18 protein-coding genes are annotated in these 21,549 nt (G+C 64.8%); all 18 read left to right on the forward strand.

The features are described from left to right. The first annotated feature begins 97 nt into the window (after positions 1 to 97). The 18 genes from tsf (at position 98) to tilS (ending at position 21,448) form a co-directional block, all read left to right on the forward strand. Entirely contained in the window at positions 98 to 967 is an 870-nt protein-coding gene (gene tsf / locus ACM0M4_RS07680) for a translation elongation factor Ts (RefSeq protein ID WP_003092393.1), read from the forward strand. Positions 968 to 1,165: 198 nt separating this feature from the next. Then, positions 1,166 to 1,903, forward strand: coding sequence for a UMP kinase (pyrH, locus tag ACM0M4_RS07685; protein WP_003092391.1), 738 nt, complete (start codon positions 1,166 to 1,168; stop codon positions 1,901 to 1,903). A 2-nt stretch (positions 1,904 to 1,905) separates the two neighbouring features. After that, on the forward strand, positions 1,906 to 2,463 hold the full coding sequence (gene frr / locus ACM0M4_RS07690) for a ribosome recycling factor (RefSeq protein ID WP_003092390.1): 558 nt from the start codon (positions 1,906 to 1,908) through the stop codon (positions 2,461 to 2,463). Between the two features lie 15 nt (positions 2,464 to 2,478). Beyond that, on the forward strand, positions 2,479 to 3,234 hold the full coding sequence (uppS, locus tag ACM0M4_RS07695) for a polyprenyl diphosphate synthase (RefSeq protein WP_003113863.1): 756 nt from the start codon (positions 2,479 to 2,481) through the stop codon (positions 3,232 to 3,234). Further along, complete coding sequence (gene cdsA / locus ACM0M4_RS07700; protein ID WP_003092388.1) at positions 3,228 to 4,043, forward strand: phosphatidate cytidylyltransferase; 816 nt, start codon at positions 3,228 to 3,230, stop codon at positions 4,041 to 4,043. The genes uppS and cdsA overlap by 7 nt, the downstream gene beginning before the upstream one ends. Next, the gene (gene ispC, locus ACM0M4_RS07705) at positions 4,040 to 5,230 is read left to right on the forward strand and encodes a 1-deoxy-D-xylulose-5-phosphate reductoisomerase (protein ID WP_221345520.1); all 1,191 of its coding nucleotides are present in this window, start codon (positions 4,040 to 4,042) and stop codon (positions 5,228 to 5,230) included. The genes cdsA and ispC overlap by 4 nt, the downstream gene beginning before the upstream one ends. Before the next feature lie 25 nt (positions 5,231 to 5,255). Next, positions 5,256 to 6,608, forward strand: coding sequence for a sigma E protease regulator RseP (gene rseP, locus ACM0M4_RS07710; protein ID WP_003098594.1), 1,353 nt, complete (start codon positions 5,256 to 5,258; stop codon positions 6,606 to 6,608). A gap of 70 nt (positions 6,609 to 6,678) precedes the next feature. After that, on the forward strand, positions 6,679 to 9,045 hold the full coding sequence (gene bamA / locus ACM0M4_RS07715; protein WP_031684375.1) for an outer membrane protein assembly factor BamA: 2,367 nt from the start codon (positions 6,679 to 6,681) through the stop codon (positions 9,043 to 9,045). Positions 9,046 to 9,095: 50 nt separating this feature from the next. Further along, positions 9,096 to 9,602 carry an OmpH family outer membrane protein gene (locus ACM0M4_RS07720; protein ID WP_003098586.1) on the forward strand — a complete coding sequence of 169 codons (507 nt, stop codon included), beginning with the start codon at positions 9,096 to 9,098 and terminating at the stop codon, positions 9,600 to 9,602. Further along, positions 9,602 to 10,663, forward strand: coding sequence for a UDP-3-O-(3-hydroxymyristoyl)glucosamine N-acyltransferase (gene lpxD / locus ACM0M4_RS07725; RefSeq protein ID WP_003098585.1), 1,062 nt, complete (start codon positions 9,602 to 9,604; stop codon positions 10,661 to 10,663). Before ACM0M4_RS07720 ends, lpxD begins: the two co-directional genes overlap by 1 nt. A 45-nt stretch (positions 10,664 to 10,708) precedes the next feature. Then, positions 10,709 to 11,149, forward strand: a complete 441-nt coding sequence (gene fabZ / locus ACM0M4_RS07730) for a 3-hydroxyacyl-ACP dehydratase FabZ (protein WP_003092375.1) — start codon at positions 10,709 to 10,711, stop codon at positions 11,147 to 11,149. Beyond that, on the forward strand, positions 11,146 to 11,922 hold the full coding sequence (gene lpxA, locus ACM0M4_RS07735) for an acyl-ACP--UDP-N-acetylglucosamine O-acyltransferase (RefSeq protein WP_003092373.1): 777 nt from the start codon (positions 11,146 to 11,148) through the stop codon (positions 11,920 to 11,922). The genes fabZ and lpxA overlap by 4 nt, the downstream gene beginning before the upstream one ends. A 3-nt stretch (positions 11,923 to 11,925) precedes the next feature. Continuing rightward, a complete protein-coding gene (lpxB, locus tag ACM0M4_RS07740; RefSeq protein WP_023102901.1) occupies positions 11,926 to 13,062 on the forward strand; it encodes a lipid-A-disaccharide synthase in 1,137 nt (378 codons plus the stop codon). Then, the gene (rnhB, locus tag ACM0M4_RS07745) at positions 13,062 to 13,667 is read left to right on the forward strand and encodes a ribonuclease HII (RefSeq protein WP_003098580.1); all 606 of its coding nucleotides are present in this window, start codon (positions 13,062 to 13,064) and stop codon (positions 13,665 to 13,667) included. Before lpxB ends, rnhB begins: the two co-directional genes overlap by 1 nt. 216 nt (positions 13,668 to 13,883) lie before the next feature. Further along, the gene (locus ACM0M4_RS07750) at positions 13,884 to 15,299 is read left to right on the forward strand and encodes an alanine/glycine:cation symporter family protein (protein WP_003092370.1); all 1,416 of its coding nucleotides are present in this window, start codon (positions 13,884 to 13,886) and stop codon (positions 15,297 to 15,299) included. Between the two features lie 129 nt (positions 15,300 to 15,428). Continuing rightward, positions 15,429 to 18,950: a DNA polymerase III subunit alpha gene (dnaE, locus tag ACM0M4_RS07755; protein ID WP_010793360.1), complete on the forward strand. Its 3,522-nt coding sequence runs from the start codon at positions 15,429 to 15,431 to the stop codon at positions 18,948 to 18,950. A gap of 149 nt (positions 18,951 to 19,099) precedes the next feature. Further along, positions 19,100 to 20,050 (forward strand): acetyl-CoA carboxylase carboxyl transferase subunit alpha, encoded by a 951-nt coding sequence (gene accA, locus ACM0M4_RS07760; RefSeq protein WP_003109333.1) that lies wholly within the window; start codon positions 19,100 to 19,102, stop codon positions 20,048 to 20,050. A 69-nt stretch (positions 20,051 to 20,119) separates the two neighbouring features. Next, positions 20,120 to 21,448, forward strand: a complete 1,329-nt coding sequence (tilS, locus tag ACM0M4_RS07765; protein ID WP_003122145.1) for a tRNA lysidine(34) synthetase TilS — start codon at positions 20,120 to 20,122, stop codon at positions 21,446 to 21,448. Positions 21,449 to 21,549 lie beyond the last annotated feature (101 nt).

Below are 21,549 nucleotides of genomic sequence, written 5' to 3' on the forward strand. Positions count from 1 at the left end.
GAAGGGGGCTAGGCCCCCTTTTTGCCACCTTTGAGTTTCTGTCCGGCAGGCCGGGCACAAAGGTTTTTTGAGAGCTACCACTCAAGAGGATTTCGAAATGGCAGAAATTACTGCAGCCATGGTTAAAGAACTGCGCGAGCGTACCGGCTTGGGCATGATGGAGTGCAAGAAGGCGCTGACCGCCGCTGGCGGCGACATCGAGAAGGCCATCGACGACATGCGCGCTGCCGGTGCGATCAAGGCTGCCAAGAAGGCCGGCAACATTGCCGCCGAAGGCTCGATCGCCGTCAAGATCGCTGCCGACAACAAGGCCGCCGTGATCATCGAAGTCAACTCCCAGACCGACTTCCTGGCCCTCCAGGACGACTTCAAGGGCTTCGTCGCCGAGAGTCTGGAAAAGGCCTTCAACGAGAAGCTGACCGACGCCGCTCCGCTGGTCGAAGCACGTGAGGAAGCTCGTCTGGCCCTGGTCGCCAAGACCGGCGAGAACGTCAACATCCGCCGCCTGACCCGCGTCGAGGGCGACGTGGTCGGCGCCTACCTGCACGGCCACCGCATCGGTGTCGTGGTCAACCTGAAAGGCGGTAACCCGGAACTGGCCAAGGACATCGCCATGCATGTCGCCGCCAGCAACCCGCAGTTCCTGAGTGCTTCGGAAGTTTCCGAAGAAGCGATCGCGAAAGAGAAGGAAATCTTCCTGGCGCTGAACGCCGACAAGATCGCCGGCAAGCCGGAGAACATCGTCGAGAACATGGTCAAGGGCCGCATCAGCAAGTTCCTCGCCGAAGCGAGCCTGGTCGAGCAGCCTTTCGTGAAGAACCCGGAAGTGAAGGTCGGCGACCTGGCCAAGCAGGCCGGCGCCGAAATCGTTTCCTTCGTTCGTTACGAAGTGGGTGAAGGCATCGAGAAGGCCGAAGTGGACTTCGCTGCCGAAGTTGCCGCTCAAGTAGCCGCCACCAAGCAGTAACAAAGACGGTTTCGACTGTCGCCCCGGAAGAGGCTGCCCGCTGATGCGTGCGGCCTCTTCGTCAAATGGGGAAGCGTTCGGGGCAGCTTCCGCGTTGCCGGCCCGCTCGGCGGGCTTGCACGCAACGCAGGCGCAAAGTCGTCTCCGCCCACGACGGCCCGGCCGTCACGTATTTTTATCGCCGCAGGAGAAAAGGTCATGGCTCAGCAACTGAGCGCTCGTCAACCTCGCTATAAACGCATTCTTCTAAAGTTGAGCGGCGAAGCCCTGATGGGCTCGGAGGAGTTCGGCATCGATCCCAAGGTGCTGGACCGCATGGCGCTGGAAATCGGCCAGTTGGTCGGGATCGGCGTGCAGGTCGGCCTGGTCATCGGCGGCGGCAACCTGTTCCGCGGCGCGGCCCTGTCCGCGGCCGGCATGGACCGGGTGACCGGCGACCACATGGGGATGCTGGCCACCGTGATGAACGGCCTGGCGATGCGCGATGCGCTGGAGCGCTCGAACATCCCCGCGCTGGTGATGTCGGCGATCTCCATGGTCGGTGTGACCGACCACTACGACCGCCGCAAGGCCATGCGCCACCTCGGCGGTGGCGAGGTGGTGATCTTCTCCGCCGGTACCGGCAACCCGTTCTTCACCACCGACTCGGCGGCTTGCCTGCGCGCCATCGAGATCGACGCCGACGTGGTCCTTAAGGCTACCAAGGTCGATGGCGTGTACACTGCCGACCCGTTCAAGGACCCGAATGCCGAGAAGTTCGAGCGCCTGACCTATGATGAAGTGCTCGACCGCAAGCTCGGCGTGATGGACCTGACCGCCATCTGCCTGTGCCGTGACCAGAACATGCCGCTGCGGGTGTTCAACATGAACAAGCCGGGCGCATTGCTGAATATTGTTGTTGGTGGTGCCGAAGGCACCCTGATCGAGGAGGGTTGAGAATGATCAACGAGATCAAGAAGGAAGCGCAGGAGCGCATGGGCAAGACCCTGGAAGCGCTGGGCCATGCCTTCGCGAAGATTCGTACCGGTCGCGCGCATCCGAGCATCCTGGATAGCGTGATGGTTTCCTATTACGGGGCCGATACGCCGCTGCGCCAGGTCGCCAACGTCACCGTGGAAGACTCCCGTACCCTGGCCCTGGCCGTGTTCGACAAGAGCATGATCCAGGCGGTCGAGAAGGCCATCATGACCTCCGACCTGGGGCTCAACCCGGCCACCGCCGGCACCACCATCCGCGTACCGATGCCGGCCCTGACCGAGGAGACCCGCAAGGGCTACACCAAGCAGGCGCGTGCCGAGGCCGAGCAGGCGCGGGTTTCCGTGCGCAACATCCGTCGCGATGCGCTGGCCCAGTTGAAGGACCTGCAGAAGGAAAAGGAAATCAGCGAGGACGAAGAGCGCCGCGCCGGCGACGACGTGCAGAAGCTGACCGACAAGTTCATCGGTGAGATCGAGAAGGCACTGGAAGCCAAAGAAGCGGACCTCATGGCTGTCTGAGGCCGGGCTGACGTCATGGAAAAGACCCGGAAGGATGTGTGCGTGCCACGCCACGTGGCCATTATCATGGACGGTAACAATCGCTGGGCGAAGAAGCGTCTTCTGCCCGGCGTCGCCGGCCACAAGGCCGGTGTCGATGCCGTCAGGGCGGTGATCGAGGTCTGCGCCGAGGCAGGGGTCGAGGTCCTCACCCTGTTCGCGTTCTCCAGCGAGAACTGGCAGCGTCCGGCGGACGAAGTCAGCGCGCTGATGGAGCTGTTTCTCGTGGCCCTGCGCCGCGAGGTGCGCAAGCTCGACGAGAACGGCATCCGCCTGCGCATCATCGGCGATCGCACGCGTTTCCATCCGGAGTTGCAGGCGGCCATGCGCGAAGCGGAAGCCGCCACTGCCGGCAATACCCGTTTCCTCCTCCAGGTCGCCGCCAACTACGGCGGCCAGTGGGACATCGTCCAGGCCGCACAGCGCCTGGCGCGCGAGGTCCAGGGCGGGCACCTGGCGGCGGACGATATCTCCGCCGAGTTGCTCCAGGGCTGCCTGGTGACCGGCGACCAGCCGCTGCCCGACCTGTGCATCCGCACCGGCGGCGAGCATCGCATCAGCAATTTCCTTCTCTGGCAGCTGGCCTACGCCGAGCTGTATTTCTCCGACCTGTTCTGGCCCGACTTCAAGCACGCGGCGATGCGGGCTGCCCTGGCGGATTTCTCCAAGCGCCAGCGCCGCTTCGGCAAGACCAGCGAGCAAGTCGAGGCCGAGGCCCGTCCGTCATGCTGAAACAACGGATCATCACGGCGCTGGTGCTTTTGCCCATCGCGCTGGGTGGTTTTTTCCTTCTCGAAGGGGCGTTCTTCGCCCTGTTCATCGGCGCGGTGGTGAGCCTGGGGGCCTGGGAATGGGCGCGCCTGGCCGGCTATGAACAACAGTTCGGCCGCGTTGCCTACGCGGCGACGGTCGCCGTGCTGATGGTCGCTCTCTACCATCTGCCGCAGCTTGCCGGAGCCGTGCTGCTGCTGGCGCTGGTCTGGTGGACGCTGGCCACCGTGCTGGTGCTCACCTACCCGGAAAGCGTCGGCTACTGGGGCGGCCGCTGGCGCCGCCTGGGCATGGGCCTGCTGATCCTGTTGCCGGCCTGGCAGGGGCTGGTCCTGCTCAAGCAGTGGCCGCTGGCCAATGGCCTGATCATCGCCGTGATGGTGCTGGTCTGGGGCGCGGATATCGGCGCCTACTTCTCCGGCAAGGCCTTCGGCAAGCGCAAGCTGGCGCCGCGGGTCAGCCCCGGCAAGAGCTGGGAAGGCGTTTACGGCGGCCTGGCGGCCAGCCTGGCGATCACCCTGGCGGTCGGCCTCTACCGCGGCTGGTCCCTCGGCGCGCTGCTCCTGGCCCTGCTCGGCGCGGCGCTGGTGGTGTTCGTCTCGATCGTTGGCGACCTCACCGAAAGCATGTTCAAGCGCCAGTCCGGAATCAAGGACAGCAGCAACCTGCTGCCCGGCCACGGTGGCGTGCTGGATCGCATCGACAGCCTGACGGCAGCCATCCCGGTGTTCGCGGCCCTGCTCTGGGCCGCCGGCTGGGGTGCGCCATGAGTCGACCGCAGCGGATCAGCGTGCTCGGCGCGACCGGCTCGATCGGCCTGAGCACCCTGGACGTCGTCCAGCGTCATCCCGATCGTTACGAAGCCTTCGCCCTGACTGGCTTCAGCCGCCTGGCCGAACTCGAGGCGCTGTGCCTCAGGCACCGCCCCGTCTATGCGGTGGTGCCGGAGCAGGCCGCGGCGATTGCCTTGCAGGGCTCGCTCGCCGCGGCGGGTATCCGCACCCGGGTGCTGTTCGGCGAGCAGGCGTTGTGCGAAGTGGCCAGCGCGCCCGAAGTGGACATGGTAATGGCGGCCATCGTCGGCGCCGCCGGGCTGCCGTCGACCCTGGCGGCCGTCGAGGCCGGCAAGCGCGTACTGCTGGCCAACAAGGAGGCGCTGGTGATGTCCGGCGCGCTGTTCATGCAGGCGGTCAAGCGCAGCGGCGCGGTGCTCCTGCCGATCGACAGCGAGCACAACGCGATCTTCCAGTCGCTGCCGCGCAATTATGCCGATGGCCTGGAGCGGGTCGGCGTGCGCCGGATCCTCTTGACCGCCTCCGGCGGCCCGTTCCGCGAGACGTCGCTGGAGCAACTCGCTTCGGTGACGCCGGAGCAGGCTTGTGCGCACCCGAACTGGTCGATGGGGCGGAAGATTTCCGTCGACTCCGCCAGCATGATGAACAAGGGGCTCGAACTGATCGAGGCGTGCTGGCTGTTCGACGCCCAGCCGAGCCAGGTCGAGGTGGTGATCCACCCGCAGAGCGTGATCCACTCGATGGTGGACTACGTCGACGGTTCGGTGATCGCCCAGCTCGGCAATCCGGACATGCGCACGCCGATTTCCTATGCCATGGCCTGGCCGGAGCGAATCGATTCCGGCGTTTCGCCGCTGGATATGTTCGCCGTCGGTCGCCTGGATTTCCAGCGCCCCGACGAGCAGCGCTTCCCCTGCCTGCGCCTGGCGAGCCAGGCCGCGGAAACCGGCGGCAGCGCCCCGGCCATGCTGAATGCCGCGAACGAGGTGGCCGTGGCCGCATTTCTCGAGCGGCACATCCGCTTCAGCGACATCGCGGTTATCATCGAGGACGTGCTGAACCGCGAGGCGGTGACCGCAGTCGAATCGCTCGATCAGGTCCTGGCTGCCGATCGCCGCGCGCGTTCGGTCGCCGGGCAATGGTTGACCCGGCACGCCGGCTAGTCTTCGGACGGCCTGGAGGTAGGAGATGAGTGCGCTTTACATGATCGTCGGCACCCTGGTAGCCCTGGGTGTGCTGGTGACGTTCCACGAATTCGGCCACTTCTGGGTCGCGCGACGCTGCGGGGTGAAGGTCCTGCGCTTCTCCGTCGGCTTCGGCACGCCGCTGGTGCGCTGGCACGACCGGCACGGCACCGAGTTCGTGGTGGCGGCCATTCCGCTGGGCGGCTACGTCAAGATGCTCGACGAGCGCGAGGCGGAAGTACCGGCCCATCTGCTCGAACAGTCCTTCAATCGCAAGACGGTCCGTCAGCGGATCGCCATCGTCGCGGCTGGTCCCATCGCCAATTTCCTACTGGCGATTCTGTTCTTCTGGGTCGTCGCCCTGCTCGGTAGCCAGCAGGTACGCCCGGTCATCGGTTCCGTGGCGCCGGAGAGCCTGGCCGCCCAGGCCGGCCTGGAGGCCGGGCAGGAGCTGCTGGCGGTGGATGGCGAGCCCGTCACCGGCTGGAACGGGGTCAACCTGCAGCTGGTTCGCCGTCTCGGCGAGAGCGGTACGCTGGAAGTGCGGGTGCAGGAAAAAGGCTCGAATGTCGATTCCACCCACCAGGTGCGTCTGGATGGCTGGCTGAAGGGCGAGGACAATCCCGATCCCATCGCCTCGCTGGGCATCCGGCCCTGGCGGCCGGCCTTGCCGCCGGTGCTGGCCGAACTCGACCCCAAGGGGCCGGCGCAGGCCGCCGGACTGAAGCTCGGCGACCGCTTGCAGAGCATCGATGGCATCGCCGTCGACGACTGGCAGCAGGTGGTGGACAGCGTCCGTGCCCGTCCCGGGCAGCGCGTCCAGCTCAAGGTGCTGCGCGACGGCGAAGTGCTGGATGTTGCCCTGGAACTGGCGGTGCGCGGCGAGGGCAAGGCCCGGAGCGGCTATATGGGGGCGGGGGTCGCCGGTACCGAATGGCCGGCGGAAATGCTCCGCGAAGTGAGCTACGGACCGCTGGAGGCGGTGGGTCAGGCGCTTTCCCGAACCTGGACCATGAGCCTGCTAACGCTCGACTCCATAAAGAAAATGTTGCTCGGCGAGCTCTCGGTAAAAAACTTGAGCGGGCCGATAACCATTGCTAAAGTGGCGGGCGCTTCAGCCCAGTCTGGCGTGGGGGATTTTCTCAATTTCCTGGCCTATCTGAGCATTAGCTTGGGGGTTCTCAACCTGCTGCCGATCCCTGTCCTCGATGGCGGGCATCTGCTGTTCTATCTGGTTGAGTGGGTGCGCGGGCGCCCATTATCCGAACGGGTACAGGCTTGGGGGATGCAGATCGGCATCAGTCTGGTCGTTGGCGTGATGTTGCTCGCTCTGGTCAACGATCTGAGTCGTCTGTAGTCATGTTGAATTCGAATCTGCCGCCCTTTGCGGCAGATTCTCTATTTGTCAGTTGGAAAAAAAGGACTCCATGAAACGCTTTCTGCTACCCGCGCTGCTGTCAGCGCTGATGATCGCCGAGGTTCACGCCGAGTCCTTCACTGTTTCCGATATCCGGGTCAATGGCCTGCAGCGCGTGTCCGCCGGTAGCGTGTTCGCCGCCCTGCCGCTGAACGTCGGCGAGACCATCGACGACCAGGCCCTGGTCCAGGCCACCCGCTCCCTGTTCAAGACCGGTTTCTTCCAGGACATCCAGCTCGGCCGCGATGGCAACGTGCTGGTAGTCACTGTAGTCGAGCGCCCGTCGATCTCCAGTATCGAGATCGAGGGCAACAAGGCGATTTCCAAGGAAGACCTGCTCAAGGGCCTGAAACAGTCCGGCCTGGCCGAGGGCGAGATCTTCCAGCGCGCCACCCTCGAAGGCGTGCGCAACGAGCTGCAACGCCAGTACGTGGCCCAGGGCCGCTACTCGGCCGAGATCAACGCGGAAGTGATCCCGCAGCCGCGCAACCGCGTCGCGCTGAAGATCAACATCAACGAAGGCACGGTCGCCGCGATTTCCCACATCAACGTGGTGGGCAACACCGTCTTCTCCGAAGAAGACCTGACCGACCTGTTCGAACTGAAGACCACCAACTGGCTGTCGTTCTTCAAGAACGACGACAAGTACGCCCGCGAAAAGCTCTCCGGCGACCTCGAGCGCCTGCGCTCCTATTACCTGGACCGCGGCTACATCAACATGGATATCGCCTCCACCCAGGTATCCATCACCCCGGACAAGAAGCACGTCTACATCACCGTCAACATCAACGAGGGTGAGAAGTACACCATCCGCGACGTGAAGCTGACCGGCGACCTGAAGGTGCCGGAAGAGGAAGTGAAGCGCCTGCTGCTGGTACAGAAGGGCCAGGTGTTCTCGCGCAAGGTGATGACCACCACCTCCGACCTAATCACCCGTCGCCTGGGCAACGAGGGCTACACCTTCGCCAACGTCAACGGCGTGCCGGAAGCCCATGACGACGACAAGACCGTCTCGGTGACCTTCGTCGTCGACCCGGGCAAGCGCGCCTACGTCAACCGCATCAACTTCCGCGGCAACACCAAGACCGAAGACGAAGTGCTGCGCCGCGAAATGCGCCAGATGGAAGGCGGTTGGGCCTCCACCTACCTGATCGACCAGTCCAAGGCCCGTCTGGAGCGCCTCGGCTACTTCAAGGAAGTCAACGTCGAGACCCCGGCGGTTCCCGGCACCGACGACCAGGTCGACGTCAACTACAGCGTCGAAGAGCAACCGTCCGGCTCGATCACCGCCAGCGTCGGCTTCGCCCAGAGCGCCGGCCTGATCCTCGGTGGCTCGATCAGCCAGAACAACTTCCTGGGTACCGGCAACAAGGTCAGCATCGGCCTGACCCGCAGCGAATACCAAACCCGCTACAACTTCGGCTTCGTCGACCCCTACTGGACCGTCGACGGCGTCAGCCTCGGCTACAATGCCTTCTACCGGAAGACCGACTACGACGAACTCGACGTCGACGTCGCCAGCTACTCGGTGAACAGCCTGGGCGCCGGCATGAGCATCGGCTACCCGATCAGCGAGACCTCGCGCTTGACCTATGGCCTGAGCGTGCAGCGCGACCAGATCGACACCGGCCGCTACACCGTGGACGAGATCTACGACTTCCTCGACAAGGAAGGCGACAACTTCACCAACTTCAAGGCTTCCATCGGCTGGTCCGAATCGACCCTGAACAAGGGCGTACTGGCCACCCGTGGTCACTCGCAGAGCCTGACCCTGGAAACCACCCTGCCGGGCAGCGACCTGTCGTTCTACAAGATCGACTACCGTGGCCAGGTCTTCGCCCCGCTGACCGACAACTACACCATGCGCTTCCACACCGAGCTGGGCTATGGCGACGGCTACGGATCCACCGAGCGCCTGCCGTTCTACGAGAACTACTACGCCGGCGGCTTCAACTCGGTGCGGGGCTTCAAGGACAGCACGCTGGGGCCTCGTAGTACTCCGAGCCGTGGAGAGGCGGAAGGTGGTCGACCTGGAACCGTCAGGGATCCAGACCAGGATCCCGAAGCCTTCGGTGGTAACATCCTGATCACCGGCGGCGCCGAGCTGCTGTTCCCGCTGCCGTTCGTCAAGGACCAGCGCCAGTTGCGTACCGTGCTGTTCTGGGACGTGGGTAGCACCTTCGATACCGACTGCCCGACCAAGACCACCACCAACTGCGACGGCATCAAGACCGACAACCTCGCCAGTTCCGTGGGCGTCGGCCTGACCTGGATCACCGCGCTGGGCCCGCTGAGCTTCAGCCTGGCGACGCCGATCAAGAAGCCGGACAACGCGGAAACCCAGGTCTTCCAGTTCTCCCTGGGCCAGACCTTCTGATTTGTACGTAGTACCGAGTAACGAAACCATGCTTTGTGCAGGAGTGCATCGTGCGTAAGTTCACCCAGTTCGTCCTGATCACCGCAGCCATCATGGCGGCTCCTTCGGCGTTCGCTGAAATGAAGATCGCGGTGCTCAACTACCAGATGGCGCTGCTCGAGTCCGATGCCGCCAAGCAATACGCCGTGGATGCCGAGAAGAAGTTCGGCCCCCAGCTGAACAAGCTGAAGAACCTCGAGCGCGACGCCAAGGCTCTGCAGGACAAGCTGGTTTCCAACGGCAGCAAGATGTCCCAGGGCGACCGCGAGAAGGCCGAGCTGGACTTCAAGCAGAAGGCCCGTGACTTCCAGTTCCAGTCCAAGGAATTGAACGAGTCGAAGGCCGCCGCCGACCGCGACATGCTGAAGAAACTCAAGCCGAAGCTGGACCAGGCCGTCGAGGAGACCATCAAGAAAGGTGGTTACGACATGGTCATCGAACGTGGCGCCGTGGTCGACGTCAAGCCGCAATACGACATCACCCGCCAGGTGATCGAGCGGATGAACCAGCTGCGTTGATGATGAGTACCTTGTCCTACACCCTGGGCCAGCTGGCCGCGCATGTCGGCGCGGAAGTCCGTGGCGACGCGGACCTGCCGATCCAGGGCCTGGCGACCTTGCAGGAGGCCGGACCGGCTCAGCTGAGCTTCCTGGCCAACCCGCAGTATCGCAAGTACCTGCCCGAAAGCCGTGCCGGCGCCGTCCTGCTGACGGCTGCCGACGCCGACGGGTTCGCCGGTACCGCGCTGGTGGTGGCCAACCCCTACCTGGCCTATGCCAGCCTGTCGCACCTGTTCGATCGCAAACCGAAGGCGGCCGCCGGTATCCATCCTACCGCCATCGTCGCGGCGGACGCCGAGGTCGATCCGAGCGCCAGCGTCGGCGCCTATGCGGTGATCGAGAGTGGCGCCCGCATCGGCGCTGGCGTCAGCATCGGCGCGCACTGCGTGATCGGAGCCCGTAGCGTGATCGGCGAAGGCGGCTGGCTGGCGCCGCGGGTCACGCTCTACCACGACGTCACCATCGGCGCGCGGGTGAGTATCCAGTCGGGCGCGGTGATCGGCGGCGAAGGTTTCGGTTTCGCCAACGAGAAGGGCGTCTGGCAGAAGATCGCCCAGATCGGCGGGGTGACCATCGGTGACGACGTCGAGATCGGCGCGAACACCACCATCGACCGTGGAGCACTGTCCGATACGCTGATCGGCAACGGTGTGAAGCTGGACAACCAGATCATGATCGCGCACAACGTGCAGATCGGCGATCATACCGCCATGGCCGCTTGCGTCGGCATTTCCGGCAGCGCCAAGATCGGCAGGCATTGCATGCTCGCCGGCGGCGTTGGCCTGGTCGGCCATATCGAGATCTGCGACAACGTTTTCGTGACCGGCATGACCATGGTGACCCGCTCGATCACCGAGCCGGGATCGTATTCCTCCGGTACCGCCATGCAACCGGCGGCCGAATGGAAAAAAAGCGCCGCGCGCATTCGTCAACTGGACGACATGGCGCGTCGACTTCAGCAGCTGGAAAAACGCCTGGCTGCCGTGACCTCAAGCGGTGACGCTTCATCTGATGCGTAATTGACGTTTTTTGCGTCACCCTTTTCTGAACAGGCTCCCCCTAACATGATGGACATCAACGAGATTCGCGAATACCTGCCTCATCGCTATCCTTTCCTGCTGGTGGATCGGGTGGTAGAGCTGGACATCGAGGGCAAGCGCATTCGCGCCTACAAGAATGTCAGTATCAATGAGCCGTTCTTCAACGGACATTTCCCCGAGCACCCGATCATGCCGGGCGTGCTGATCATCGAGGCGATGGCCCAGGCGGCCGGTATCCTCGGTTTCAAGATGCTCGACGTGAAGCCCGCCGACGGCACCCTTTACTACTTCGTCGGTTCGGACAAGCTGCGCTTCCGCCAGCCGGTCCTGCCGGGCGACCAACTGCAACTGCACGCCAAGTTCATCAGCGTGAAGCGCAGCATCTGGAAATTCGACTGCCACGCTACCGTCGACGACAAGCCGGTATGCTCGGCTGAAATCATCTGTGCGGAACGCAAACTATGAGTTTGATCGATCCTCGCGCCATCATCGATCCGAGCGCCAGGCTGGCGGCTGACGTCCAGGTGGGCCCGTGGTCCATCGTCGGGGCGGAAGTGGAGATCGGTGAAGGGACGGTGATCGGTCCGCACGTGGTGCTCAAGGGCCCCACGAAGATCGGCAAGCACAACCGCATCTACCAGTTTTCCAGCGTCGGCGAGGATACTCCCGACCTGAAATACAAGGGCGAGCCGACGCGCCTGGTGATCGGTGACCACAACGTGATCCGCGAAGGCGTGACCATCCATCGCGGAACCGTCCAGGATCGCGCGGAAACCACCATTGGCGACCACAATCTGATCATGGCCTATGCGCATATCGGCCATGACAGCGTGATCGGCAACCATTGCATCCTGGTGAACAACACGGCGCTGGCCGGGCATGTCCACGTGGACGACTGGGCGATCCTGTCCGGCTACACCCTGGTGCACCAGTACTGCCGGATCGGCGCGCACAGCTTTTCCGGCATGGGCAGCGCCATCGGCAAGGACGTCCCGGCCTACGTGACGGTCTTCGGCAACCCGGCCGAAGCCCGCAGCATGAACTTCGAAGGCATGCGTCGGCGCGGCTTCAGCAGCGAGGCCATCCATGCCCTGCGGCGTGCCTACAAGGTGGTCTATCGTCAGGGACATACCGTCGAGGAAGCCCTGGCCGAGCTGGCCGAAAGCGCTGCCCAGTTCCCCGAGGTCGCGGTGTTCCGTGATTCCATCCAGAGCGCAACCCGCGGCATCACCCGCTGAGCCATGGCTGACGGATTACGCGTAGCCCTGGTCGCCGGCGAGGCCTCCGGCGACATCCTCGGGGCCGGACTGATGCAGGCGCTGCGGGCGCGGCACCCGGATATCGAGTTCATCGGCGTCGGTGGGCCGCGCATGGAGGCCGAAGGGCTGTCCAGCTATTTTCCCATGGAGCGCCTGTCGGTAATGGGCCTGGTCGAAGTACTGGGCCGGCTGCCGGAGTTGTTGCGACGGCGCAAGCGCCTGATCCGCACGCTCATCGAGGCCCGGCCGGATGTGATGATCGGCATCGACGCTCCCGACTTCACCCTCGGCGTCGAACACAAGCTGCGCCAGGCTGGCCTGCGCACCGTGCATTACGTCAGCCCTTCGGTGTGGGCCTGGCGGCAGAAGCGGGTGCTGAAGATTCGCGAAGCCTGCGACCTGATGCTGGCATTGTTCCCCTTCGAAGCACGTTTCTACGAAGAGCATGGGGTGCCTGTGCGTTTCGTCGGCCACCCCCTGGCCAACACCATTCCCCTGGAGGCGGATCGCGCTGCGGCCCGCGCGCGGCTCGGATTGCCGGCGGACGGACAGGTGCTGGCGCTGATGCCGGGCAGTCGCGGCGGCGAGGTCGGCAAGCTCGGCGCCTTGTTCCTCGACACCGCCCAGCGTCTGCTCGTCGAACGGCCGGGCTTGCGTTTCGTGCTGCCCTGCGCCAGCGCTGCACGGCGCGAACAGATCGAGCAGATGCTCCAGGGCCGCGAGCCTCTGCCGCTGACGCTGCTCGACGGTGCGTCCCATGAAGCGCTTGCCGCCTGCGATGCGGTGCTGATCGCCTCCGGCACCGCGACTCTCGAGGCGCTGCTCTACAAGCGGCCGATGGTGGTGGCTTATCGGGTCGCCGGGTTGACGTACCGGATTCTCAAGCGCTTGGTGAAAAGCCCGTACATCTCCCTGCCGAACCTGTTGGCCGGACGCCTGTTGGTGCCGGAGCTGATCCAGGACGCCGCGACTCCGCAAGCGCTGGCCGCAACCCTCTTGCCGCTGCTGGACGACGGCTCACAGCAGGTGGAATTCTTCGATGCCATCCATCGGGCCTTGCGCCAGGATGCCTCGGCACAGGCGGCGGAAGCCGTCCTGCAACTGGTGGAGCGCCGCTGATGCAACTGGGTCTGGATTTCAATCTGGTGGAGGATCTGGTCGCGGGCGTCGACGAGGTCGGTCGCGGTCCGTTGTGCGGCCCGGTGGTCACCGCCGCGGTGATTCTCGACCCGAGCCGCCCGATCCTCGGCCTGAACGACTCGAAGAAGCTCAGCGAAGCCCGCCGCGAGGCGCTGTTCGAAGAGATCCGCGAGAAGGCCCTGGCCTGGTGCATCGCCCGCGCCGAGGTCGAGGAGATCGACCGGCTGAACATTCTGCATGCCACCATGCTCGCCATGCAGCGCGCGGTCGAAGGCCTCAGCGTGACTCCGCGGCTGGCCCTGATCGACGGCAATCGTTGTCCGAAACTGGCGGTGCCCTGCGCGCCGGTGGTCAAGGGCGACAGCCAGGTGCCGGCGATCGCTGCGGCGTCGATCCTGGCCAAGGTCAGTCGCGACCGGGAAATGGTCGAGCTGGACCGGGTCTATCCGGGCTATGGCATGGCCGGGCACAAGGGATATCCGACCGCGGTCCATCTCGAGGCGCTTTCCCGCCTCGGCCCGACGCCGATCCATCGACGCTCGTTTGCGCCGGTTCGCGAATTGCTGGACGTCTCTGTTCAATAATTGAACGGATGTCGCGTGACTGACCGTATCTGTCGCCTGGTGACAAGCGGCGAGCGACGTCAATAGCGGAAAGTCCTGCCCCTTCCTGCCAAGTGCCATTCACAGCGAAATTTCCTTCGGCTCGCACGTCATTCCGTGTGTGTCCGAAACACGCGGCCTTCTACCCGGGAGGTCGGCTGACAACAATCCGCCACAAGCGGAACAGGGGAGTTATCCATGCAAGAATTCGCCACTCAGGTCGTCGACCTGCTCAACGGCCTTATCTGGGGCAAGATCCTCATCTGGCTGCTGGTCGGTTGCGGCCTGTACTTCACCGTGCGCCTGGGGCTGATCCAGTTCCGCCACTTCGGTCATACCTTCAGCGTGCTCAAGGGCAGCCGCCAGTCGGACGACTCGGGAATCTCCTCGTTCCAGGCGCTCTGCACCTCTCTGGCGGCGCGGGTCGGTACCGGCAACGTCGCCGGCGTGGCGGTAGCGATCACGCTCGGCGGTCCCGGCGCAGTGTTCTGGATGTGGGCGATCGCCCTGGTGGGGATGGCGACCGGCTTCGTCGAGGCGACCCTGGCCCAGTTGTTCAAGATTCGCGACGACAAGGGCCAGTTCCGTGGCGGCCCGGCCTACTACATGGAGAAGGGCCTGGGCGCGCGCTGGATGGGCATCCTGTTCTCGATCTTCCTGATCATCGCCTTCGGTTTCGTCTTCAACTCGGTGCAGGCCAATACCATCACCGGTGCCATGCAGGGCGCCTTCGGCGTGCCGACCTGGATCAGCGGCATCGCCGTGGTGATCCTCACCGCGTTGATCATCTTCGGCGGCCTGCGCTCCATCGCGCGCTTCTCCGAACTGGCGGTACCCTTCATGGCGGTGGCCTACCTGCTGCTGGCGGTGGGCATCATCCTGTTCAACCTCAGCGAACTGCCGGGCGTCCTGGCGATGGTGGTGAAGAGTGCCTTCGGCTGGCACGAGGCCGCCGCCGGCGGCATCGGCGCGGCGATCCTCAACGGCTTCAAGCGCGGCCTGTTCTCCAACGAAGCAGGCATGGGCTCGGCGCCCAACGCCGCCGCCTCGGCCACGCCCTATCCGCCGCACCCGGCGTCCCAGGGCTATGTGCAGATGGCCGGCGTGTTCATCGATACCCTGCTGATCTGCACCGCTTCCGCCGCCATCATCCTGCTGGCCGGACCGCAGGAAGGCGAGGGCATCATGCTGGTGCAGAATGCTCTGACCAGCCAGGTCGGCGACTGGGGCCGCTACTTCCTGGCGGTGATCATCCTGTTCTTCGCCTTCACCTCGATCGTCGCCAACTACTTCTATGCCGAGAACTGCCTGGTATTCCTCGAGCACAACCACCTGGCGGGCCTGTTGATCTTCCGCCTGATCGTGCTGGCGATGGTGATGTTCGGCGCGCTGGCTTCGCTGCCGTTCGTCTGGAACCTCGCCGACGTGTCGATGGGCCTGATGGCGATCACCAATCTGATCGCCATCCTGCTGCTGTCCAACCTCGCGATCAAGCTGGCCAAGGACTATAACGCCCAGCGCAAGGCCGGCAAGCTGCCGACCTTCGACGCCAGCCAGTTCCCTGAAGTCCAGCAGAAGCTCGAACCGGGCATCTGGGACGACCGCCGCGCCTGAGCGCGGGGCGGGCGACGTTTCTCGGCGCAGCCGAGGCGCATCGTCCGCTCTTGAACCTGTAGCTTTGCCACCGGGCCCGGTACAATCCGGGCCTTGTCGTTTTTGCGTTATTTCTGCTCCGGGGCCTTCATGACCGTATCCTTCGTTCACCTGCGTCTGCATACCGAATTCTCCCTGGTCGACGGCCTGGTCCGGGTCAAGCCCCTGGCCAAGGCAGTGGCAGGGCTGGGCATGCCGGCGGTGGCGGTCACCGACCAGAGCAACATGTGCTCGCTGGTGAAGTTCTACAAGACCGCCATGGGCGCCGGCATCAAGCCGATCTGCGGGGCCGACATCTGGCTCGCCAGCCGCGAGGAAGATGGCCCGCTCAGCCGCCTGAGCCTGCTGGCGATGAACGCGAAGGGCTATCGCAACCTCACCGAGCTGATTTCCCGCGGCTGGAGCGAAGGCCAGCGCAATGGCGAGATCATCATCGAGCGCGACTGGGTCAAGGAGGCGGCGGAAGGCCTGATCGCGCTGTCCGCGGCCAAGGAGGGCGAGATCGGCCACGCGCTGCTCGATGGCGAGGAAGCCAAGGCCGAGGCGCTGTTGCGCGAGTGGATGGAGGTGTTCCCCGGGCGCTTCTACGTCGAAGTGCAACGTACCAGCCGGGTCAACGACGAGGAGCACCTCCACGCGGCGGTGGCTTTGGCGTCACGCTGCAACGCGCCGCTGGTGGCGACCAACGACGTGCGCTTCATCAAGCAGGAGGACTTCGAGGCCCACGAGACCCGCGTCTGCATCGGCGAGGGGCGGACTCTCGACGATCCGCGGCGGCCGCGTACCTATTCGGACCAGCAATACCTGAAGTCGCCGGCGGAAATGGCCGAGCTGTTCAGCGACCTGCCGGAAGCGTTGGAAAACACCGTCGAGATCGCCAAGCGCTGCAACATCGAGGTGCAGCTGGGCAAGTACTTCCTGCCGGACTTCCCCACGCCCAATGGCATGGGCATCGACGACTACCTGCGGCACGCCTCCTTCGAAGGTCTCGAGGAGCGCCTGGAGGTGCTGTTGCCGAAGGACACCCCGGACTACGAGGCCAAGCGCCAGGTCTATGTCGATCGCCTGAACTTCGAACTCGATATCATCATCCAGATGGGTTTCCCCGGTTACTTCCTCATCGTGATGGACTTCATCAAGTGGGCGAAGAACAACGGCGTACCGGTAGGCCCCGGGCGGGGCTCGGGCGCCGGCTCGTTGGTGGCCTACGTGCTGAAGATCACCGACCTCGATCCGCTGGCCTATGACCTGCTGTTCGAACGTTTCCTCAACCCGGAACGGATCTCCATGCCCGACTTCGACGTCGACTTCTGCATGGAGGGCCGCGACCGGGTGATCGACTACGTGGCCGACGCCTACGGGCGCAACGCGGTGAGCCAGATCATCACCTTCGGCACCATGGCGGCGAAGGCGGTGGTACGCGACGTGGCGCGGGTCCAGGGCAAGTCCTACGGTCTCGCCGACCGGCTGTCGAAGATGATCCCGTTCGAAGTCGGCATGACCCTGGATAAGGCCTACGAGCAGGAAGAAATGCTCCGCGACTTCCTCAAGAGCGACGAGGAAGCCGCCGAGATCTGGGAGATGGCCCTCAAGCTGGAAGGCATCACCCGCGGTACCGGCAAGCACGCCGGTGGCGTGGTGATCGCGCCGACCAAGCTGACCGACTTCTCGCCGATCGCCTGCGACGAGGAAGGCGGCGGCCTGGTGACCCAGTTCGACAAGGACGACGTGGAGGCGGCCGGCCTGGTGAAGTTCGACTTCCTCGGCCTGCGGACCCTGACCATCATCAAGTGGGCGATGGAGATCATCAACCGCGAGCAGGCCAAGAAGGGTCTGGAGCCGGTGAACATCGACTTCATCCCGCTGGACGACAAGCCGACCTATTCGCTGCTGCAGAAGGCCGAGACCACTGCGGTATTCCAGCTCGAATCGCGCGGCATGAAGGAGCTGATCAAGAAGCTCAAGCCGGACTGCCTGGAAGACCTCATCGCACTGGTGGCGCTGTTCCGCCCGGGTCCTCTGCAGTCGGGCATGGTGGACGACTTCATCAACCGCAAGCACGGTCGCGCCGAGCTGTCCTATCCGCACCCCGATTACCAGTACGCCGGCCTGGAGCCGGTGCTCAAGCCCACCTACGGCATCATCCTGTACCAGGAACAGGTGATGCAGATCGCCCAGGTCATGGCCGGCTATACCCTCGGTGGCGCGGACATGCTGCGCCGGGCGATGGGCAAGAAGAAGCCCGAGGAAATGGCCAAGCAGCGCGGCGGTTTCATCGAGGGTTGCAAGAACAACGGCATCGATGCCGACCTCGCGGGCAACATCTTCGACCTGGTGGAAAAATTCGCCGGCTACGGCTTCAACAAGTCGCACTCGGCAGCCTACGGCCTGGTCTCCTACCAGACCGCCTGGCTGAAGACCCACTTCCCGGCGCCGTTCATGGCCGCGGTACTCACCGCGGATATGCAGAACACCGACAAGGTGGTGACGCTGATCGAAGAATGCCGGCACATGAAGCTGCGCATCGTGGCGCCGGACGTGAACAACTCCGAGTTCCGCTTCACCGTCGACGACGATGGCCGGATCGTCTATGGCCTGGGCGCGATCAAGGGCGTCGGCGAGGGGCCGGTGGAGGCGATCACCGAATGCCGCGCCGAAGGCGGGCCGTTCAACACCCTGTTCGACTTCTGCGACCGCGTCGACCTGAAACGCATCAACAAGCGCACCCTGGAAGCGCTGATCCGCGCCGGTGCGCTGGATCGCCTGGGGCCGCACTACCACGACGAGCTAAAGGCCTACCAGGCTACCGTCGACCTCAACCGCGCCGTGCTGCTGGCGGCGATGGAGGAAGCGATCCAGGCCGCCGAGCAGACCGCGCGCAGCCACGACAGCGGGCACATGGACCTGTTCGGCGGAGTCTTCGCCGAGCCGGAGGCGGATGTCTACGCCAACCACCGCAAGGTCAAGGAGCTGACCCTCAAGGAACGCCTGAAGGGCGAGAAGGACACCCTCGGCCTGTACCTGACCGGCCATCCGATCGACGAGTACGAAGGCGAGGTGCGGCGCTTCGCCCGCCAGCGCATCGTCGAGCTGAAGCCGGCGCGCGATACCCAGACGGTGGCCGGGCTGATCGTCAACCTGCGGGTGATGAAGAACAAGAAGGGCGACAAGATGGGCTTCGTCACCCTCGACGACCGCTCCGGACGGATCGAGGCCTCGCTGTTCTCCGAAGCCTTCGCCGCGGCCCAGTCGCTGCTGCAGACCGACGCGCTGGTGGTGGTCGAGGGCGAGGTCAGCCAGGACGACTTCTCCGGCGGACTGCGCCTGCGCGCCAAGCGCGTGATGAGCCTGGAGGAGGCGCGTACCGGCCTGGCGGAGAGCCTGCGGATGAAGCTGCACGCCGACCTGTTGAAGGGCGATCGCCTGCGCTGGCTGGGCGAGCTGTTCAACCGCCATCGCGGTTCCTGCCCGATCACCCTGGACTACACCAGCGCCGACGCCAAGGCCCTGCTGCAGTTCGGCGAGAGCTGGCGGGTGGATCCGGCGGACGATCTGATCCAGGCATTGCGTGACCAGTTCGGGCGCGACAACGTCTTCCTCAATTATCGTTAATCGCGATGGGCGATAACGCCGTTGTTCCGCGCTCTGCGGCGGGAAAACGCGGATCGCCCTTGCTCCCGGCTCGACCCCTGGCGCCCGATCCCGTAAGGTAGGGCGCCAAACGGAAACGGCCCACTAGAATCTGCGCACGACGGAAGCCTATGAACCCGAACTTTCTTGATTTCGAACAGCCGATCGCCGACCTGCAAGCCAAGATCGAAGAGCTGCGCCTGGTGGGCAACGACAATGCGCTGAACATCAGCGACGAAATCTCGCGTCTGCAGGACAAGAGCAAGGCGCTCACCGAAAACATCTTCGGCAATCTGTCCAGTTGGCAGATCGCCCAGCTCGCGCGCCATCCCAAGCGTCCCTATACCCTCGACTACATCGGCTACCTGTTCAGCGATTTCGAGGAACTGCACGGCGACCGGCATTTCGCCGACGACCCGGCGATCGTCGGTGGCGTTGCCCGCCTCGACGGTTCCCCGGTGATGGTCATCGGCCACCAGAAAGGCCGCGAAGTCCGTGAGAAGGTCCGGCGCAACTTCGGCATGCCGCGTCCGGAAGGCTATCGCAAGGCCTGCCGCCTGATGGAAATGGCCGAACGCTTCAAGATGCCGATCCTCACCTTCATCGACACGCCCGGCGCCTACCCGGGCATCGATGCCGAGGAACGCGGCCAGAGCGAGGCGATCGCCTGGAACCTGCGGGTGATGGCGCGACTGAAGACGCCGATCATCGCCACCGTGATCGGCGAGGGCGGTTCCGGCGGCGCGCTGGCCATCGGTGTCTGCGACCAGTTGAACATGCTGCAATACTCCACCTATTCGGTGATCTCGCCGGAAGGCTGCGCCTCCATCCTCTGGAAGACCGCCGAGAAGGCGCCGGAAGCCGCCGAGGCCATGGGCATCACCGCCGAGCGCCTGAAAGGCCTGGGCATCGTCGACAAGGTCATCGACGAACCGCTGGGCGGCGCCCATCGCGATCCGGCGAGCATGGCCGAATCGATCCGTGGCGAACTGCTGGCGCAACTGAAGATGCTCCAGGGCCTGGAAATGGGTGAGTTGCTGGAGCGTCGTTACGACCGCCTGATGAGCTACGGCGCGCCGTAAGCCATCCGGCGCACTGGTACGATCGACAAGCCCGGCATTCGCCGGGCTTGTCGCATGAGGAGCGCAAGCATGCCGGCGGTGCCGCTCGAATCCCGTCTGTTACAGGCCCTGGCGCCCTGGCGCGAAGCGGGGGGCTGGTGCGTGGCGTTTTCCGGCGGGCTGGATTCCACGGTGTTGCTGCATCTGCTCGCCCAACTGGCCCGGAGCGAAGCCTTGCCGGCGCTGTCGGCGCTGCATGTCCACCATGGCTTGCAGGCTGCGGCGGACGGTTGGCCGGCGCACTGCCAGGTGGTCTGCCGGTCGCTGGGTATCCCGCTGCGGGTCGAGCGGGTGCAGGTCGCCGTTGGCGGCAGCATCGAGCAGGCGGCGCGCGACGCCCGCTATCGCGCATTCCAGGCGAACCTGGGCGAGGGACAGGTGCTGCTCACCGCGCAGCACCTCGACGACCAGGCCGAGACCCTGCTGTTCCGCCTGTTGCGTGGAGCGGGCCTGCGCGGCCTGGCGGCGATGCCGGCGAGCCGGCCGCTGGGCGGCGGCCGCCTGTGCCGACCCTTGCTCGGGGTTTCCCGCGCCGAACTGGAAGCCTATGCGCAGACGCACCGGCTGGACTGGGTGGAGGATCCTTCCAACCAGGATCCGCGCTTCTCGCGCAACTACCTGCGCCGGGAGATCATGCCGCGTCTCGCCTCCCACTGGCCGCAGGCCGTCGCCGGCATGGCGCGCTGCGCGGCGCATCTGCGCGAGGCCGAAGACCTGCTGGCTGAACTGGCCGCCATCGACCTCCGGGCCTGCCGCCAACCCTCGGAACTGGATTGGCCGGACTGGCTGGATCTGCCCCGGATCGCCCTGGAGCCTCTGCGCCGCCTCAGCGCTGCGCGCCAGCGCAACCTGCTGCGGGCCTGGCTGGGGCAGCTGACGCGGTTGCCGGACAGTGACCACTGGGCCGGCTGGGAGTCGTTGCGCGATGCCGGCGACGATGCCGACCCGATCTGGCGCCTGGAGAGCGGCGAGCTGCGTCGCGGCGCGGGGCGGATCTGGTGGTTGCCGGCGGACTGGCGGGCGGCGGCGGGACCGTTCGTCTGGGAGCGTCCCGCTCATCCATTGCTTCTTCCCGGCAATGGTCGGCTGGCGTTGCTCGGCGAGGTTCCGGCGGGGCCGTTGCGCGTCGACTACCGGCGGGGTGGGGAGGTGCTGGCCCTGGCCGGGCGCGGTCGCCGCGACCTCAAGCGATTGCTCAACGAAGCGGGCGTACCGAGCTTCCTGCGCGGTCGTTTGCCGCTGCTCTTCCGAGCCGACGAACTGCTCGCGGTGGCCAACATTCCTGGCCTGGACAGTCCCCGCGAGGGGGGCTGGCGACTGTCCTGGAGCCCGCCGACGAACGACCCGGGTTTGAGCTAGTAAGCCGTTTCCAGTAGACTACGCTCCCGTCTTGTACTGCTCCCGCCGATTCCCTCCGGAATCAGCAGGAGTTTGCTTTGCCCACGGATTTGTCCGTGGCG

This window comes from Pseudomonas sp. 18-147 (genome assembly GCF_051048045.1).
GTDB lineage: Bacteria > Pseudomonadota > Gammaproteobacteria > Pseudomonadales > Pseudomonadaceae > Pseudomonas > Pseudomonas aeruginosa.

What these genes read in the sequence shown, in the direction of transcription:
- pyrH (WP_003092391.1), top strand. Translation starts at nt 1,166, where the DNA reads ATGGCTCAGCAACTGAGCGCTCGTCAACCTCGCTATAAACGCATTCTT.
- cdsA (WP_003092388.1), top strand. Translation starts at nt 3,228, where the DNA reads ATGCTGAAACAACGGATCATCACGGCGCTGGTGCTTTTGCCCATCGCG.
- bamA (WP_031684375.1), top strand. Translation starts at nt 6,679, where the DNA reads ATGAAACGCTTTCTGCTACCCGCGCTGCTGTCAGCGCTGATGATCGCC.
- tilS (WP_003122145.1), top strand. Translation starts at nt 20,120, where the DNA reads ATGCCGGCGGTGCCGCTCGAATCCCGTCTGTTACAGGCCCTGGCGCCC.
- fabZ (WP_003092375.1), top strand. Translation starts at nt 10,709, where the DNA reads ATGATGGACATCAACGAGATTCGCGAATACCTGCCTCATCGCTATCCT.
- frr (WP_003092390.1), top strand. Translation starts at nt 1,906, where the DNA reads ATGATCAACGAGATCAAGAAGGAAGCGCAGGAGCGCATGGGCAAGACC.
- uppS (WP_003113863.1), top strand. Translation starts at nt 2,479, where the DNA reads ATGGAAAAGACCCGGAAGGATGTGTGCGTGCCACGCCACGTGGCCATT.
- dnaE (WP_010793360.1), top strand. Translation starts at nt 15,429, where the DNA reads ATGACCGTATCCTTCGTTCACCTGCGTCTGCATACCGAATTCTCCCTG.
- rseP (WP_003098594.1), top strand. Translation starts at nt 5,256, where the DNA reads ATGAGTGCGCTTTACATGATCGTCGGCACCCTGGTAGCCCTGGGTGTG.
- rnhB (WP_003098580.1), top strand. Translation starts at nt 13,062, where the DNA reads ATGCAACTGGGTCTGGATTTCAATCTGGTGGAGGATCTGGTCGCGGGC.
- lpxA (WP_003092373.1), top strand. Translation starts at nt 11,146, where the DNA reads ATGAGTTTGATCGATCCTCGCGCCATCATCGATCCGAGCGCCAGGCTG.
- lpxB (WP_023102901.1), top strand. Translation starts at nt 11,926, where the DNA reads ATGGCTGACGGATTACGCGTAGCCCTGGTCGCCGGCGAGGCCTCCGGC.
- lpxD (WP_003098585.1), top strand. Translation starts at nt 9,602, where the DNA reads ATGATGAGTACCTTGTCCTACACCCTGGGCCAGCTGGCCGCGCATGTC.
- accA (WP_003109333.1), top strand. Translation starts at nt 19,100, where the DNA reads ATGAACCCGAACTTTCTTGATTTCGAACAGCCGATCGCCGACCTGCAA.
- ispC (WP_221345520.1), top strand. Translation starts at nt 4,040, where the DNA reads ATGAGTCGACCGCAGCGGATCAGCGTGCTCGGCGCGACCGGCTCGATC.
- tsf (WP_003092393.1), top strand. Translation starts at nt 98, where the DNA reads ATGGCAGAAATTACTGCAGCCATGGTTAAAGAACTGCGCGAGCGTACC.
- ACM0M4_RS07750 (WP_003092370.1), top strand. Translation starts at nt 13,884, where the DNA reads ATGCAAGAATTCGCCACTCAGGTCGTCGACCTGCTCAACGGCCTTATC.